Source organism: Herminiimonas contaminans (assembly GCF_015645465.1).
Taxonomy (GTDB): domain Bacteria; phylum Pseudomonadota; class Gammaproteobacteria; order Burkholderiales; family Burkholderiaceae_D; genus Oxalicibacterium; species Oxalicibacterium contaminans.
Genome location: NZ_JADOEL010000009.1, coordinates 90,068 through 104,706 on the forward strand (window position 1 = coordinate 90,068; position 14,639 = coordinate 104,706).

Here is a 14,639-nt window from a genome sequence, read left to right on the forward strand (position 1 = left end):
ATCCATATTGATTTAATACTGAAGAATCCGAGGGAACCATGAAAGCAATGATACTTGCCGCAGGCAAAGGAACACGCGTCCAGCCCCTGACTTATGAATTGCCGAAACCGATGATACCGATACTGGGTAAGCCGGTGATGGAGTACCTGGTCGAGCACCTGGTGAAGTACGGCATCCAAGAGATCATGGTTAACGTTAGTTATCTGCACCAAAAAATAGAAGACTATTTTGGTGAGGGGCAGCGTTTTGGTGCACAGATAGGTTATTCCTTCGAAGGCTATATGACCGATGAAGGTGAAGTCATGCCCAAGCCTATCGGCTCCGCTGGCGGCCTGAAGAAGATACAGGAGTTCGGTGGTTTCTTTGATGAAACCACCTTGGTCATTTGCGGTGATGCGCTGATCGACCTGGATATCAAATCAGCCTTGTTTGAACACAAGCGCAAAGGCGCGATGGTCAGCATCATCACCAAGGAAGTGTCACTGGACAAGGCATCCGATTACGGCATGGTGGTGACCGATGAAGAGGGGCGTGTCTTGTCCTTTCAGGAAAAACCTAAACCGGAAGAAGCGCTGTCGAACCTGGCCAGCACCGGTATCTATATCTTCGAACCGGAAGTACTGGATTTGATTCCATCTGATACCGAGTTTGATATCGGTTCACAGCTGTTTCCTTTGCTGGTGGAGAAAGGCGTGCCTTTCTTTGCGCAGAAGCGTTTCTTCAACTGGATAGATATCGGTAATGTCAAAGACTACTGGCAGGTTTCGCAAAATGTGCTGAAGGGTGAACTCGCGCATATGACCATGCCGGGTACGCAGATCGCCGATGGCGTGTGGGTCGGGCTGAATACGCGCATAGACTGGGAAGGTACGAAGATAGAGGGGCCGGTGTATATCGGTTCCGGCTCGACGGTGGAAGCCGGCAGCACCATCATAGGCCCGACCTGGATAGGACACGGCAGCCAGATCTGCAGCGGCTCGGAAGTTACGCGTAGCGTACTGTTTGAATATACCCGTGTGTCGCCGAATTCCCATATGTCGGAGCTGGTGGTGTGCAAGGATTACTGTGTCAGCCGTATCGGCCAGATGCAGCATGTCTCCGAATGTGTGGAAGACTACTGGCGCGATGCACGTGATCGTCGCGGTAAAACGCGCACACCGGAAGCAGATTCCAAATCCGAGGCTCCTGCGCTGTCGCCGCAAGAGGTAAAGCCGCGCAAGCTGGCCAATGTGGCGTAACGCGAGCCTGCATGAAAATCTATCCCGTTATTTTGTCTGGTGGTTCCGGCAGCCGTTTGTGGCCCTTGTCGCGTGCCGCTTTGCCCAAGCAATTATTGCCACTAGTATCCGAACGCACCATGCTGCAGGACACCGTACTGCGTGTCTCCACCTGGAAAGGAATGGAGCCGCCGCTGGTAGTGTGCGGTGATGATCATCGCTTCCTGGTCGCCGAGCAGTTGCGCCAGATAGGCATCTCGCCGACCGCCATCCTGCTGGAAGCGCAAGGGCGCAATACTGCACCCGCAGTCGCGGCAGCCGCCAATTACCTGGCGGCACTGGAGCCGGATGCCGTGATGCTGGTGCTACCAGCGGATCACATGATTGCGGATGAAGATGCTTTTCATGTCGCGGTGATGCTGGCAGCCGATGCGATAGGCACGACTGCGCTGGCTACCTTCGGCATTGTGCCGACGGCAGCGGAAACCGGTTACGGTTATATACGTCGTGGTGCGGCGCTGGACGCATCGGAAACCTGCTTCGCGGTGGAACGCTTTGTGGAAAAGCCTGATCTGGCGACGGCTGAGAAATTCATCGCAGACAAGAATTACTCATGGAATAGCGGCATGTTTATGTTCCGCGCTTCCGCTTACCTGTCCGAACTGCAACGCCTGCAACCAGAGATGGCCCAGTGCTGTGCGTTGGCAGTGCATGATGCGTATACCGATTTGTCATTCTGCCGCCTCGATGAAACCGCCTATGCGGCTTGCCCGGCCGAGTCCATCGACTTTGCCGTGATGGAACACACTGCGCATGCGCTGGTGATCCCGGTCGATATGGGCTGGAGTGATGTCGGCTCATGGTCGGCGCTGGCCGAGATCAAGCCGGGCGACAAGGACGGCAACATCCTGCACGGCGACGTGTACACCGATGGCGTGACCGATACGCTGATCCGTTCCGGCAGCCGCTTCGTTGCGGCGATAGGCGTCGATAACCTGATCGTGGTGGAAACCAAGGATGCGGTACTGATAGTCGCGAAAGACCAGGTACAACGCGTCAAGCAGGTGGTCGAACACCTGCAGCTGGAACAGCGCGGCGAGCATTTAAACCATACGCGTGTGTATCGTCCCTGGGGTTGCTACGAAGGAATAGATGCGGGTGAGCGCTTCCAGGTCAAACGCATCACCGTCGATCCGGGTGAAAAACTCTCCCTGCAGATGCACCACCATCGTGCCGAACACTGGGTCGTGGTGACCGGCACTGCCCGCATCACTTGCGGCGAAACGGTCAGGCTGCTGACTGAAAATGAATCCATCTACATCCCGATAGGCATGACACACAGGCTGGAGAATCCGGGCAAGATGCCGCTCCACCTGATCGAAGTGCAATCGGGGGCTTACCTGGGAGAAGATGACATCGTGCGTTTCGACGATGTGTATCAACGTGCCTGATGAACCTGTCTGACCATCCGAATTTGCAAGAGCATCCTTTTATACAGCACGCGACGCGTCCGCTGATCGTGCGCCTGACCGAAAAGCGTAGCGAAGGCCGCGTCGTCCGCAGTGCCAGCTTTGGCAACCAGCAAGTCTGGTGGGAGCTGGCCGGACCCGAACACAGTTTGCCTGCACCGCTGGTGGCGCACGATATGGCGGCGACCGCGCTAGTCTTCGTCGCGATGCATCGCGGACAGGATTTGTATATCGATGGCCCGGTGACTTATTCCCTGTTGAAGAACATGGAAGACCTGATTGCGTGCTGGGTTGCATGGCGGCCGGATCTGTACCGAGCGATACGGGTAGGTGCGGCACAGGAATTGCCAGATAGTGCTATCCCCGCACCGTATGCGACACGTGCAGTGGCGGCTTTCTCGGGCGGTCTTGATGCGTCATTCACTGCATGGCGTCACGTCACCGGACGCGCCGGACGACGCAGCTATCCCTTGCATGCGGGTGTGCTGATACAAGGCTTCGATATTGCACTGGATGCGAAAGCGGCTTTCGATACCACCATCGCTTCCGCTGCCGATACCCTGCATTCGATCAGTGTCCCCATGGTGACGCTGAAGACTAACTGGCGCACCGTCGCCTGCGTGAACTGGGAAATGGAATTCGGTAATGGCGTTGCCACCTGTTTGCGTAACTGGCAGGGTAGTGCGAACGCAGGCCTGGTCGGCTCTGATGAAGACTACGCACGGCTGGTGCTGCCCTGGGGCGGCAATCCGATTACCTATGCGATGTTGTCCAGCCGCGATTTCCAGATTGTGTATGACGGCGGTGAATTCGCCCGTACCGAAAAAGCGGAAGGCATACTCGACTGGCCGGTAGGTTTGCGCAATCTGCGCGTGTGCTGGGAAGGGCCGACCACCGGCCGCAATTGTGGTCGCTGCGAAAAATGCATGCGTACCAAACTCAACTTCATGGCGGTCGGTGCAGACTTGCCAGAGTCGCTGGCGGGGCGTCCGACGGATGCGCAAATCTTGCGTCTGCGTGCGGGGAATCATGCGCAGCTGGTCTTGCTGGAAGAGATCGTCCTGATCGCGGAGCAGCGCCAGATCAACGAATCATGGTTGCGCATGCTGAAGTGGGCGATCAAGAAGAATCGCTTCCTGAATACCTTTTCCATCTTTGGCCGGATCAGGCGCGTGCTGGGTTCCTTTAAACGCAGGCTGGTGGCCAGATGAAAAATATGCGACGGGTGGTGCCGTGGGCCATCGTCGATAGCCTGGGAGTAGGGCTGCTCGGTTTCCTCACGCTGGCCATCATGACACGGGTGCTGACGCCTACCGATTTCGGTAGCGTCGCCTTTGCGCAATCCATCGTCTTGCTGACGCAACTGGTGATAGGCCTCGGTATCAATGAAGCGCTGATACAGCGGCGGCCTATCGATATGCTGCATCTGGATAGTGCGTTCTGGATGGCGGTCGCGCTTGGCTTGTCCGGCTTTCTGTTCTGCGTCGGCGTCGGTCTTTACTTCATCTTCTATCTGCAGGAAAGCCTGGTCGGTACGATCTTGCTGGCCGAAGGTACGGCTTGTCTGTTCACAGGATTGAATCTGTTGCCATCTGCGATGCTGGATCGCAAGCTGCGCACCAAGGCGATTGCGCGCCGCACGGTAGCGGGCAAGCTGAGTTACGGCATCGTCGCGATTACGCTGGCGCTGTCGCAGTTTGGCGTGTGGAGCATTGTCATTGCAGGCATCGTGCAAAACATTTTATTGACGGTGATTTTTTGGCGTGGCCAGCACCGGTGGCCGCAGCGTCGTTTCTCGTGGCCGCATGCGAAGCAACTGATCGTGTTTGGTTTCCCGGTGATGCTGGAAGGTGCGTTGTGGGCTTTCCTGACGCGCGTGTTCAGCCTGCTGATCGGTGCGATACACGGCATGAGCATGCTGGGATTTGTCAGCGTTGCGTTCAAGGCGACCGATGCCTTGTCGAATATCGTCGGCAGTGTAGCCGGGCGCATAGGCTTGCCGCTGTTTTCTTCCATGCAGCAGGACAAGGAGCGCTTGCAGCGATCCTTCCTGCAAACCACGCAGGTGATGGCTTTTGTTTCCACGCCTATCTTCGTCGGCCTCGCATTGACCACCGCGCAATGGGTTCCGCTGCTACTCGGGGATAAATGGGCGGAAGCGATCCCGATGATCGTGATCCTGTGCTTTGTGTGGGCGATCAGCTTTACCCGTATTTTCGTCAGTCCGTATTTGCGTGCGCTGGGTCATCCGCGTGCCTTGCTGTTACCGGCGGTGTGCGCGAGTGCCTGCACTATTGCGGCGGTATTCCTGACCGCGCATCAGTCCGCAATTTATATCATCGCCGCATGGTCGTGCCGGGTAGCGGTGACTTATCCGCTAGGTTTGCACTTGTTACGCAAGTACGCGGCGATTCCCATGCGTGCGCAATTGCAGCCTTTGCTGTCGCCTGTGATGTGCGTCACTTTCATGGCGGCTTGCGTTTATGCGGCGCAACGCGGCTTGCAGCATTTGTCGCTGCCTTTGCTGGCGATGCTGTTTATATCGATGGCGGTAGGGGCGCTGAGCTATGCGTTCGCGGTGCTTTTGCTGCACCGTGAGCATTTGTCAGGTTTATGGGCGAACTGGCGTGGCGGGGAATTGAAGCAAAGTCGTTAGCTTGGATCTGCCGGATGGCGATGCAAGTTCTCATTGCCGGACAGGTAGATCGCGATGCGTTCTATCCAACCTTCGGTCGGTGCCGGTTTGAGGGTGAGTATCGGGAACAGGGCGATGGTGCCTATGATGAGTAGCTTGCGATCAAAGACGATAGGCGTCCATCCCCGGCAATACCAGATGAAGCCCAGGCTGATGACAGCACCCAACAGCAAACCGGTAATGACTTCAGAAACCGAGTGCACACCCAGCGCCAGGCGCGAGATGCCTATCATGAGGCCGAACAGCAGGCCTGCCAGCACACCCAGCGTGGCCTTGCGCTTCCCCTGATCCTGCAATAACACGTACAGGAATGCCGGTGCAACCGACATCGCGCGCATCGCATGACCGCTGAAGCCTTTGAAATCAATTGTGGCGATACCTATGCCCCAGCCGACATAAGCGATCTTGGTCGCTGCGACCAGGAAGATGCCGAAGCCGAATAGCAAACACCAGCAAAGCGCAGGACGCCAGGCGCGGGCGGCTGCCAGCCACACTGCAAGCAGTGCGGCCAGTGGCATAGTGAAGTTGGTATCGGCGAGTTTGGTAAAGGCGAGCCAGGCTGTCATCTATGGGTTATCTCTAATCGATTGAACGGGAATCTTCACGCAGGCTTTTTGCGATAAGCAATCAGCAGCATGACGATGCCCAGCACGATCAGCGGCACCGATAACATCTGTCCGGCAGAGATGGTGATATTGGCGAAGTGCACTTCGTAATCCGGCATGCGGAAGTATTCGGTGAAGAAGCGTGCCGAACCGTACAGCAAACAGAACATGCCGCCGACTGCCATGCGTGGACGTTCCTTGCGCGAGAACAGCCACAGCAGGATAAACATTAGCAAGCCATCGACCAGTGCCTGGTACAAAGGCGAAGGATGACGTGGCAGGTTATCGACGTTAGGCCAGATCATGGCCCACGGCAGCGAGGCATCGGCGACGCGACCCGGCAATTCGGCATTGATGAAATTGCCGAGACGGCCGAAGGCATAACCAAGCGGCACCATAGGTGCGATGAAATCCCATACGTCCAGTACATTGCGGCGCTGACGGTTGGCCCAGATGCTCATCGCGAGTAGCACACCGAGGAAACCGCCGTGGAAGGACATGCCACCTTTCCATACCTTGAAGATTTCAAGCGGATTGGAGAAGTAGTAGCTCGGATCGTAGAACAGGACTTCACCAAGGCGACCACCGATGATGACGCCGAGCACGCCGTAAAACAGCATGTCGTCTATGTCTTCTTTCTTCCAGCCGGCGCGTGCGATATGTGGCTGCTTGATGCGTACCCGCGCCAGCCAGATGAATTGTGCGAATGCTGCCAGGTACATGAGGCCGTACCAGCGGATGGCGAGGGGACCGATTTCAAGTGCAATCGGATCGGGCATAGGGTGTATCCACATATTTCTATTTCTTTCTCAGTAATTCCAGAAAAGCGTTTAATACCGGCGAGGTGTTATCCCGTCGCCATGCCATACCGGTTTCGACCAGCGGCGTTTTATCTGCCAGTGCCTTGTAGTCGACGCCGGGGCGTTTTAAGTTTGATACGGATTGTGGCACAAGCGCGATACCCATGCCGGCAGATACCAGTCCTATGATGGTTTGCATCTGTATCGCTTCCTGCCCGATATGCGGCGTCAGGCCAGCATCGCGATAACAGGCGAGGATCGCATCGTGGAAGGCCGGCGCGATCCGGCGCGGGAAGATAATCAGCGGCAGTTCGGCGACTGCCTGCAAGGCTACCGTCTGCTTGCCACGCACCGCGTTCAATCCCTTAGGTACAGCCAGGATCAAAGGTTCAGATAAAACCGGCAAATAATCCAGTTGCAGTCGCGCCTTGTCTGGCAACGGCGGGATCAGCAGGCCGACATCTATGCGTCCCTGCGTCAGTTCATCGAGCTGGACGTCGGTGGTGGCTTCGCGCAAATCGATCTCTACCTGTGGGTAGGCTTCACGGAATTCACGCAGGAAGTGCGGCAGCACGCTGTAGTCAGCCGTTGACACAAAGGCCAGCGAGAGCCGGCCCGAAGCACCGGACGCGGCACGGCGCATCAGGTCCGGCAGGGCTGCGGTTTGCTGCAGGATGCGTTGCGCTTCCGGCAACAGGGCGATGCCGGCAGGAGTCAGTGCCACGCTGCGGCTGGTGCGGCGGAACAGCTGCACCCCGAGCAGGGCTTCCAGCGCCTGGATGGATTGTGACAGCGGCGGCTGCGTCATGTGCAGGCGCTGGGCGGCGCGGCCGAAGTGCATTTCCTCGGCGACCGTGACGAAGTGACGTAACTGCCGGAGTTCTATATTCATGGCCTTAATTTACCCCATATCAATATATTCTGCATATTGATCATGATGGAATCATATATTTGACACATGGCACGGCGCAAGGCAATCTAGGCGTCTTTTCAAGGATTTGCCCTGTTACCGGGCAGGCAAGCGTCGTAGCCCTGGTTAAATGCGACGTACTACCGATAGCTTATTTTCTTCTGGAGTCATCATGGCATTCAATCGCCGTTCGAAAAATATTACACAAGGTATCTCCCGCAGCCCGAATCGTTCCATGTACTACGCAATGGGCTACGAAAAGGAAGATTTCGACAAACCTATGGTTGGTATCGCCAACGGTCACTCGACGATCACACCATGTAACTCCGGCCTGCAAAAGCTGGCTGACATCGCCATCAAGACCGTCAAGGACTCGGGCGGCAATCCACAAGTATTCGGCACACCGACCATTTCCGACGGTATGTCTATGGGTACCGAAGGCATGAAGTATTCGCTGATTTCGCGCGAAGTCATCGCCGACTGTATCGAAACAGCTGTTAACGGCCAATGGATGGACGGCGTGCTGGTCATCGGTGGTTGCGACAAGAATATGCCAGGCGGCATGATCGCGATGTTGCGCACCAACGTACCGAGTATTTACGTATACGGCGGCACCATCAAACCAGGCCACTGGAAAGGTAAAGACCTGACCATCGTTTCGGCATTTGAAGCGGTCGGTGAATTCACTGCCGGTCGTATGTCGCAAGAAGACTTCGACGGTATCGAACGCAATGCCTGCCCATCGGCTGGCTCCTGCGGCGGTATGTACACTGCAAACACCATGTCGTCGGCATTTGAAGCGCTGGGCCTGGCCTTGCCGTACTCGTCGACCATGGCTAACCCTGACGATGAAAAAGTCGGCTCCGCTGCTGAATCCGCACGCGTACTGATCGAAGCGATCAAGAAAGACCTGAAGCCGCGCGATATCGTGACCCGCAAAGCAATCGAAAACGCAGTTGCCGTGATTATGGCTACCGGCGGTTCGACCAATGCTGTCTTGCACTTCCTCGCGATTGCACACGCTGCTGAAGTGGAATGGACCATCGATGACTTCGAACGCATGCGCAAAAAAGTACCTGTCATCTGCGATCTGAAACCATCGGGTCAATACGTGGCAACCGACTTGCACAAAGCTGGTGGTATTCCGCAAGTCATGAAAGTCTTGCTGGACGCAGGCTTGTTGCACGGTGATTGCATGACCATCACCGGTCAGACCGTTGCTGAAGCGCTGGCGAACGTACCATCGGTACCGAGCGCAGAGCAAAAAGTTATCCATCCGATCAAGGACGCGCTGTACGAACAAGGCCACTTGGCTATCCTGAAAGGCAATCTGTCGCCTGAAGGTTGCGTCGCAAAAATCACCGGCCTGAAAAACCCAGTGATCACCGGCCCTGCACGTGTATTCGACGACGAATACTCGGCCATGGACGCGATCATGGCGAAGAAAATCGTTGCTGGCGACGTACTGGTCTTGCGTTACCTCGGCCCTAAAGGTGGTCCTGGTATGCCTGAGATGCTGGCACCGACCTCGGCGCTGGTTGGCCAGGGCCTGGGTGAGTCAGTCGGCTTGATTACCGATGGTCGTTTCTCCGGCGGTACCTGGGGCATGGTGGTTGGTCACGTGTCGCCGGAAGCTTTCGTTGGTGGCTTGATTGGTCTGGTGGAAGAGGGTGATTCGGTTACCATCGATGCACACAATCTGCTGATCCAGTTGAACGTACCGGAAGAAGAAATCGCACGTCGTCGCGCTAACTGGAAACAACCTGCGCCACGTTACACACGCGGTGTCCTGTCGAAATTCGCAGCATTGGCTTCGACCGCCAGCAAAGGCGCAGTCACTGGCTGATAGTTGCTTGCTGTAAGTGTAAAAAAGCCGGCTGATGCCGGCTTTTTTTATGTGCGTATGGAATAGCGTCTTTTGTTTTCTTTATCCACATTTTCTGTGGATAAGTCTGGGGGAAACTCATGGTCGCAGCGCGCACAGCCATGCTGCTACTGGCTTCAATATAAATTGCCTATCCGGTGATGCTTTTGTGCAAGTGGCGAATTTCCCGTCGGTGTATTCACCTGAATACTCGACAAATCAGTCAGCAAATACGAATTTGTTTTTACCGAGTTGCTTGGCCTGGTACATCGCTGCATCGGCGCGCCGCATGAGTTCGTCGCGTCCGAGTCCGGGCTGATACATGGCGACGCCTATGCTGGCGGATACGACGACTTGCTTGCCATCGATTTCTACCGCTTCCTGCGCGGCCTTGATCATGCGTGCGAGGATTTTTTCGCATTCATCGATGGAGTGCAGTTCGTTCAGCACAACGACAAATTCATCACCACCAAAGCGCGCCAGCATATCGCTTGCGCGCATGCAGTTGTGCAGGCGTAGCGACATTTGCTGCAGCAGATAGTCACCGGCAGCATGGCCGAGGCTGTCGTTGATTTCCTTGAAGCCGTCGAGATCGAGGAAGCAGACGGCGACCTGATGTTCGCCATTCGCAGCACCTGCGATCGCCTGCTTCAGATGGCTTTCCAGCAGGCGACGATTAGGCAGGCCGGTCAGGGCGTCGTACTGGGCGATGCTTTGCAACTCGCGGCGACTGCGGATGATGGCGGCCAGAACATAAGCGAACCAGCCCATGCACAGACTGCTGATGATGACGATAACGGCTGCCACCAGTGTGCGGGCACCAGATTGCCAGCCATCTTTTTTGCTGACTTCCAGCGTCCATTCATCGCTGCCGACTTTGACCTGGCGCGTGAAGATGCGACCTTGCAAGGGTTTGCGCGAAGCTGCGATCAGTTCTACCTTGTCGGTTTGCGGATTTTTGCCACTCAGGCGGTAGGTGTAGCCGCGGCTTTCCATGTCTTCGAGTCGTGCGTCACTGAAGGCATCAGGAAACTTCAGGGTCACCAGCGTATAGCCCCAGAAGTAGGCTTTGCCTTCTGCATTCTTCAGGAACACCGGCAGCTTGCCGATCGCACCCATAGGTCCTTGCAGCAAGCGGATAGGGCCATAGAACTCGACCACGTTCTGATCCATGGTCGGTATCAGTGTGGCGCGATCCATGCCCGCCATGATGTCGTGTCCATTGACGCATGCATTGCTGGCGGCGGGCTCGATTTGCTGCACTACGCCGTCAGGAGCCAAGGCGAGGGCATAAGCGCCTTTGTACATATTCAGCATGTATTTGGACAGGCGCGAGAATTCAGCTACGCGACCTTTGCCCTGATGCACCATCACGGCCAGCGCATTGGCAGCGGACAGCGCATGGTCGAATTGCCGGGTAATCGCGGTGGCATAGCTGGAGACCAGTTGATTCGCCCGCGCCATCTCGATCTCGCGCCGGTTGGATTCGGACTTGAAAAAAATCCAGCCGCCGACCATAGCGGTCAGCAGGAATACGATGATGGGGAGTCGCCAGGTAGGGCTGGTGGGGTGCGCTGTAAACGTTAAAGGTAGGCGCATGACGTGGCCTCACTTTAAAATTTAAGAAACAGGCTCTGCAGCCCCTAGTAGAACCGCTACACCGCATGGGGTCAAGGATGCGCGGTCTTTGTTTAGAAATGTTTACTCGGTGTAGGACTAGCACTGGTGTAGGAAAAATCTGCCCAGTGCTGGGCGTGTTAAATCAGATGCTATTTATTTGAAGGTTTTCTTCACGCGTTCCTGGCGTGCTTTTTCCAGTTGTTCGTGTGCTTTGCGCTTATCGAGGCCGAACATGCGCTCGACGAATTCAAACCAGATAAAGGCCACCACGAACAAGCCGGCAATCCACCACCATGACAGGCTGGCGAGCGGACCGACTTCAAAGTATTTCAAAACGGTCAACAGTACGATCGCGATGATGAGTAACATGAATTCTCCCTTTTGCCGCAGGATATTGTGAAAAAGAGTAACGGTCAATTGCACGCGTCAACTGGCGTGTTAGCTTGGCGTTATAGCAGTATGGGAGTGTGCCATCGTGGCGCGTAAAACGCGGTAGAATGGCGGCGATCAATCTTGTGGAGAAAAGCATGAAACGTACTTTGTTGCTTGGTTTGGTTCTGGCTGCAGGCGTGTCGAATGTCGCGCTGGCGAATGCTGATTTGGCGAAGGCAAAGAATTGTATGGCTTGCCACTCGGTGACCAACAAGGTGGTGGGGCCTTCCTTTAAAGACATCGCAGCGAAGTATTCTGGTCAAAAAGGCGCAGAAGATAAGCTGGTGCAGAAGGTATTGAAGGGCGGTAGCGGCACCTGGGGTGCTGTGCCTATGCCGGCTAATGCTCAGGTTAGTGAGGCTGAGGCTCGCACGCTGGTTTCTTGGATTATGACTTTGAAGTAAGCAGATTTACTTGATAGTTAAAAAGCGCCTCCCGGGGCGCTTTTTTATTGTCTGTTTGGATTGCTTGTTGATGATGCGGTTCTTTCTCCGTGGAGAGCGGGGCCACCCCCGGCAACGCACTTTTCTCCGGAGGGAAAACCGAATCAGCGCCATCAACGCGCAAACCAACAAGCTCCCCCATTAAGTGCAGCCCCTCTCCATTTCGGCGCATCTTGTTGCCAGCAGCACATTCGATTACCACCATTTGTATCCGCTTTACCACACTCAATTTACCTCTTCTCCAGAGAGGGAAGCCCCTCTCGCTTTCCGATTGGCACGCTTGTTGCTGAACAAAATTCAAGCTACTTGAATATTTAAGTTTTTGTTGTTACTGTCATTCAAGCAACTTGAATTGTTCCCGTCGATCGTTTTCAAAGGAGATTAAAGTGAGCAAGACCAACACTGTATTAAAGGCGGCGGTTGTTTGTGCTGCTGTAGGCATGGGTTTATTGAGCATGACGGCATCGGCTAAAGATGTCGTGAAGATTGCATTTGTTGGGCCGCTTACTGGCGGGGTCTCCTCCATCGGTCTGGGCGGGCGTAACTCGGCTGACCTCGCAGTGCGCTTGCGCAATGCAGATCCGAAGGCCAAGTACACCTATCAACTCGTGACCCAGGATGATGAATGTCGTCCTAACGTCGGCGTGCAGGTTGCTACCAAAGTTGCTGCAGATAAGAGCATCGTCGCGGGCGTGACCCATTTCTGTTCCGCAGTGGCAATGGGTACCGTTGGTGTTTACAACCGTTTCGGTTTGCCGGTCATCGTGTGGGGCGCTGTGCTGCCTGAGATCACATACGGCAATGACTTCAAGGAAGTTCATCGCGTCAACGGCACGATGATTAACCAGAGCGAAGTGGCTGCCAAGTTCATGATCAGCAAGGGCTATAAGAAGTGGGCCATCATTCATGACACCACCGATTACGGCAAAGGCCACAACAAGTATTTCTCCGAGTTCGTGAAGAAGAATGGCGGCACCGTACTGTCGACTTTTGGTGTGACTGCCGACCAGCAGGATTTCACCACCGAACTGACCAAGATCCGCGAATTGAAACCAGATGTCGTCTACTTCGGTGGCCTGACACCGCTCGGCGTTCGTATCCGCACCCAGATGGAAAAGCTCGGTATCAAGGCGCAGTTTGAAGGCACCTCCGGTATCAAGTCGGATGCGTATATCCAGGGTGTAGGCGAGAAGGTTGCGGAAGGTTCCTTGTCCTTCATCGAAGGCGCACCATGGGAAAAAATTCCAGGTGGCTTGTTCTTCACTGCCAAATATCAATTGCAAAAATACAGCGAACCACCTGAAGCCTACGGTCCATTCGCATACGCAGCTGCCAACCTGATCATGGATGCAGTTGAAAAAGTCGGCCCGGATCGCAAGAAGGTGCGTGATGTGCTGAACCAAACCAAAGACGCCGATACCCTCATCGGTAAAGTGACCTTCGATGACCACCGCCAAAACATCGTGCCATTGGTAACCAAGTATGTGGTTGAAGATGGCAAGTGGGTGATTTGGGAAGACAGCAGCTATGCCACTGGCAAGCGGAAGTTGTCCGGGCTCTAAGCTCTAAGCAATCATAAGACAGGCATGAAATCGCAGGCCCCGCCCCTGTGCGGGGACCTGCTGCCTGAGAGAATCTGGAACGGAGCAAACGATGAGTGAAATCGGTCAATATGTGTTTAACGGACTGATGCTGGGCATGATCTATGCCATGGTGGCGGTCGGGTTTACCTTGTTTTTTGGCGTATTGGACGTCATCAAGTTTTCGCACGGCGATACTTTGATGGTCGGTGCGTTCGCGGGCCTGACGGCTTCCACTGGTGTCTTGATGCTGGACATCAGCTCACCCTGGATACGCTTGCTGGCAGTTGTGATTAGTGCGGTGTGCGTGACCGGTTTGCTCGGTGCGGCGATCGCCAAATTCCTGATTCTTCCCTTGCATAAGGCACCGCCGCTGAATACCTTGCTGGCGACCCTGATGCTGGGTACGGTAATGCGTGAATCGGTACGTCTGTTTTACCCAGACGGTTCGAATTCCAAACCTTTCCCTTCCTTGTTGCCTACTGGCTCGGTGGATATCGGTACGCTCGCGCTGCGAGCAGATAACGTGATCCTGCTGATCAGCGGGCTGGCGATTATCGCTGGCGTGCACTTCCTGATTACGCGCACCCGCCTTGGTATGGCGATCCGCGCCGTGGCGCAGGATGGTGAAACGGCGCGCCTGATGGGTATTAATTTCGAAGCAGTGGTCTTGCTGACGTTTGCACTGGGCTCCGGCATGGCCGCGCTGGCTGGTGTGATGAACGGCTTGTACTACAACGAGATCAACTTCAACGTCGGCCTGTTGCTCGGCGTGATCGGCTTCTCGGCTGCGATCCTGGGCGGGCTGGGCAATATCTACGGTGCGATTCTCGGTGGCTTCCTGTTCGCTGCCTTGCAAGTACTCGGCAGCGCCTTGTTGCCGGCACTGATACCGAATATCCCTAGTGCATACAAAGACGTCTTCGCCTTTGCTGTCGTCATTATGTTGATGGCGTGGAAACCAACCGGGCTGATTGCCGAAAAATCAAGCGAGCGAGTCTGAT

At 55.3% G+C, this 14,639-nt stretch carries 14 protein-coding genes; 8 read left to right on the plus strand and 6 right to left on the minus strand.

Translation table 11 applies throughout. The features are described from left to right. Positions 1-38: 38 nt before the first annotated feature. The 4 genes from IXC47_RS12150 to IXC47_RS12165 are packed head-to-tail and all read left to right on the plus strand — an operon-like array spanning position 39 to position 5,342. Positions 39-1,238 carry a sugar phosphate nucleotidyltransferase gene (locus IXC47_RS12150; protein WP_175626193.1) on the plus strand — a complete coding sequence of 400 codons (1,200 nt, stop codon included), beginning with the start codon at positions 39-41 and terminating at the stop codon, positions 1,236-1,238. 11 nt (positions 1,239-1,249) lie between these two features. Beyond that, a complete protein-coding gene (locus IXC47_RS12155; protein ID WP_195875791.1) occupies positions 1,250-2,668 on the plus strand; it encodes a mannose-1-phosphate guanylyltransferase/mannose-6-phosphate isomerase in 1,419 nt (472 codons plus the stop codon). After that, positions 2,668-3,897 (plus strand): hypothetical protein, encoded by a 1,230-nt coding sequence (locus IXC47_RS12160; RefSeq protein WP_195875792.1) that lies wholly within the window; start codon positions 2,668-2,670, stop codon positions 3,895-3,897. Before IXC47_RS12155 ends, IXC47_RS12160 begins: the two co-directional genes overlap by 1 nt. Continuing rightward, complete coding sequence (locus IXC47_RS12165) at positions 3,894-5,342, plus strand: lipopolysaccharide biosynthesis protein (protein WP_230089531.1); 1,449 nt, start codon at positions 3,894-3,896, stop codon at positions 5,340-5,342. Before IXC47_RS12160 ends, IXC47_RS12165 begins: the two co-directional genes overlap by 4 nt. On the opposite strand, the gene IXC47_RS12170 is transcribed toward IXC47_RS12165, so the two are convergent. The 3 genes from IXC47_RS12170 to IXC47_RS12180 are packed head-to-tail and all read right to left on the minus strand — an operon-like array spanning position 5,339 to position 7,678. After that, on the minus strand, positions 5,339-5,947 hold the full coding sequence (locus tag IXC47_RS12170) for a phosphatase PAP2 family protein (RefSeq protein WP_195875793.1): 609 nt from the start codon (positions 5,945-5,947) through the stop codon (positions 5,339-5,341). The two genes, IXC47_RS12165 and IXC47_RS12170, sit on opposite strands and share 4 nt — an antisense overlap. 35 nt (positions 5,948-5,982) lie before the next feature. Then, positions 5,983-6,780, minus strand: a complete 798-nt coding sequence (gene lgt / locus IXC47_RS12175; RefSeq protein WP_175626197.1) for a prolipoprotein diacylglyceryl transferase — start codon at positions 6,778-6,780, stop codon at positions 5,983-5,985. Positions 6,781-6,784: 4 nt separating this feature from the next. Then, positions 6,785-7,678 (minus strand): LysR substrate-binding domain-containing protein, encoded by an 894-nt coding sequence (locus tag IXC47_RS12180; RefSeq protein ID WP_124574832.1) that lies wholly within the window; start codon positions 7,676-7,678, stop codon positions 6,785-6,787. Between the two features lie 190 nt (positions 7,679-7,868). Between IXC47_RS12180 and ilvD the strand changes: the two genes are divergently transcribed. Beyond that, positions 7,869-9,542 (plus strand): dihydroxy-acid dehydratase, encoded by a 1,674-nt coding sequence (gene ilvD, locus IXC47_RS12185; protein WP_175626199.1) that lies wholly within the window; start codon positions 7,869-7,871, stop codon positions 9,540-9,542. Positions 9,543-9,779: 237 nt separating this feature from the next. Here the strand turns inward: ilvD and IXC47_RS12190 are convergent, their stop codons facing one another. Together IXC47_RS12190 and IXC47_RS12195 are read right to left on the minus strand one after the other, a co-directional pair. Further along, the gene (locus IXC47_RS12190; RefSeq protein WP_195875794.1) at positions 9,780-11,159 is read right to left on the minus strand and encodes a sensor domain-containing diguanylate cyclase; all 1,380 of its coding nucleotides are present in this window, start codon (positions 11,157-11,159) and stop codon (positions 9,780-9,782) included. Between the two features lie 174 nt (positions 11,160-11,333). Then, complete coding sequence (locus IXC47_RS12195) at positions 11,334-11,549, minus strand: TIGR04438 family Trp-rich protein (RefSeq protein ID WP_175626201.1); 216 nt, start codon at positions 11,547-11,549, stop codon at positions 11,334-11,336. 158 nt (positions 11,550-11,707) lie between these two features. On the opposite strand from IXC47_RS12195, the gene IXC47_RS12200 reads away from it, so the two are divergent. Continuing rightward, a complete protein-coding gene (locus tag IXC47_RS12200) occupies positions 11,708-12,016 on the plus strand; it encodes a c-type cytochrome (RefSeq protein ID WP_124574836.1) in 309 nt (102 codons plus the stop codon). On the opposite strand, the gene IXC47_RS12205 is transcribed toward IXC47_RS12200, so the two are convergent. Next, positions 12,000-12,260, minus strand: coding sequence for a hypothetical protein (locus tag IXC47_RS12205; RefSeq protein ID WP_195875795.1), 261 nt, complete (start codon positions 12,258-12,260; stop codon positions 12,000-12,002). The two genes, IXC47_RS12200 and IXC47_RS12205, sit on opposite strands and share 17 nt — an antisense overlap. A gap of 181 nt (positions 12,261-12,441) precedes the next feature. Between IXC47_RS12205 and IXC47_RS12210 the strand changes: the two genes are divergently transcribed. Then, positions 12,442-13,617 (plus strand): branched-chain amino acid ABC transporter substrate-binding protein, encoded by a 1,176-nt coding sequence (locus IXC47_RS12210; RefSeq protein ID WP_175626202.1) that lies wholly within the window; start codon positions 12,442-12,444, stop codon positions 13,615-13,617. 91 nt (positions 13,618-13,708) lie between these two features. Then, a complete protein-coding gene (locus IXC47_RS12215) occupies positions 13,709-14,638 on the plus strand; it encodes a branched-chain amino acid ABC transporter permease (RefSeq protein WP_175626203.1) in 930 nt (309 codons plus the stop codon). Position 14,639: the final 1 nt, after the last annotated feature.

Excerpts from the sequence above, each read along its gene's own strand:
- IXC47_RS12155 (WP_195875791.1), top strand. The coding sequence starts at position 1,250 with ATGAAAATCTATCCCGTTATTTTGTCTGGTGGTTCCGGCAGCCGTTTG.
- ilvD (WP_175626199.1), top strand. The coding sequence starts at position 7,869 with ATGGCATTCAATCGCCGTTCGAAAAATATTACACAAGGTATCTCCCGC.
- IXC47_RS12180 (WP_124574832.1), bottom strand. The coding sequence starts at position 7,678 with ATGAATATAGAACTCCGGCAGTTACGTCACTTCGTCACGGTCGCCGAG.
- IXC47_RS12205 (WP_195875795.1), bottom strand. The coding sequence starts at position 12,260 with ATGGTGGTAATCGAATGTGCTGCTGGCAACAAGATGCGCCGAAATGGA.
- IXC47_RS12150 (WP_175626193.1), top strand. The coding sequence starts at position 39 with ATGAAAGCAATGATACTTGCCGCAGGCAAAGGAACACGCGTCCAGCCC.
- IXC47_RS12190 (WP_195875794.1), bottom strand. The coding sequence starts at position 11,159 with ATGCGCCTACCTTTAACGTTTACAGCGCACCCCACCAGCCCTACCTGG.
- IXC47_RS12195 (WP_175626201.1), bottom strand. The coding sequence starts at position 11,549 with ATGTTACTCATCATCGCGATCGTACTGTTGACCGTTTTGAAATACTTT.
- IXC47_RS12200 (WP_124574836.1), top strand. The coding sequence starts at position 11,708 with ATGAAACGTACTTTGTTGCTTGGTTTGGTTCTGGCTGCAGGCGTGTCG.
- lgt (WP_175626197.1), bottom strand. The coding sequence starts at position 6,780 with ATGTGGATACACCCTATGCCCGATCCGATTGCACTTGAAATCGGTCCC.
- IXC47_RS12160 (WP_195875792.1), top strand. The coding sequence starts at position 2,668 with ATGAACCTGTCTGACCATCCGAATTTGCAAGAGCATCCTTTTATACAG.
- IXC47_RS12170 (WP_195875793.1), bottom strand. The coding sequence starts at position 5,947 with ATGACAGCCTGGCTCGCCTTTACCAAACTCGCCGATACCAACTTCACT.
- IXC47_RS12165 (WP_230089531.1), top strand. The coding sequence starts at position 3,894 with ATGAAAAATATGCGACGGGTGGTGCCGTGGGCCATCGTCGATAGCCTG.
- IXC47_RS12215 (WP_175626203.1), top strand. The coding sequence starts at position 13,709 with ATGAGTGAAATCGGTCAATATGTGTTTAACGGACTGATGCTGGGCATG.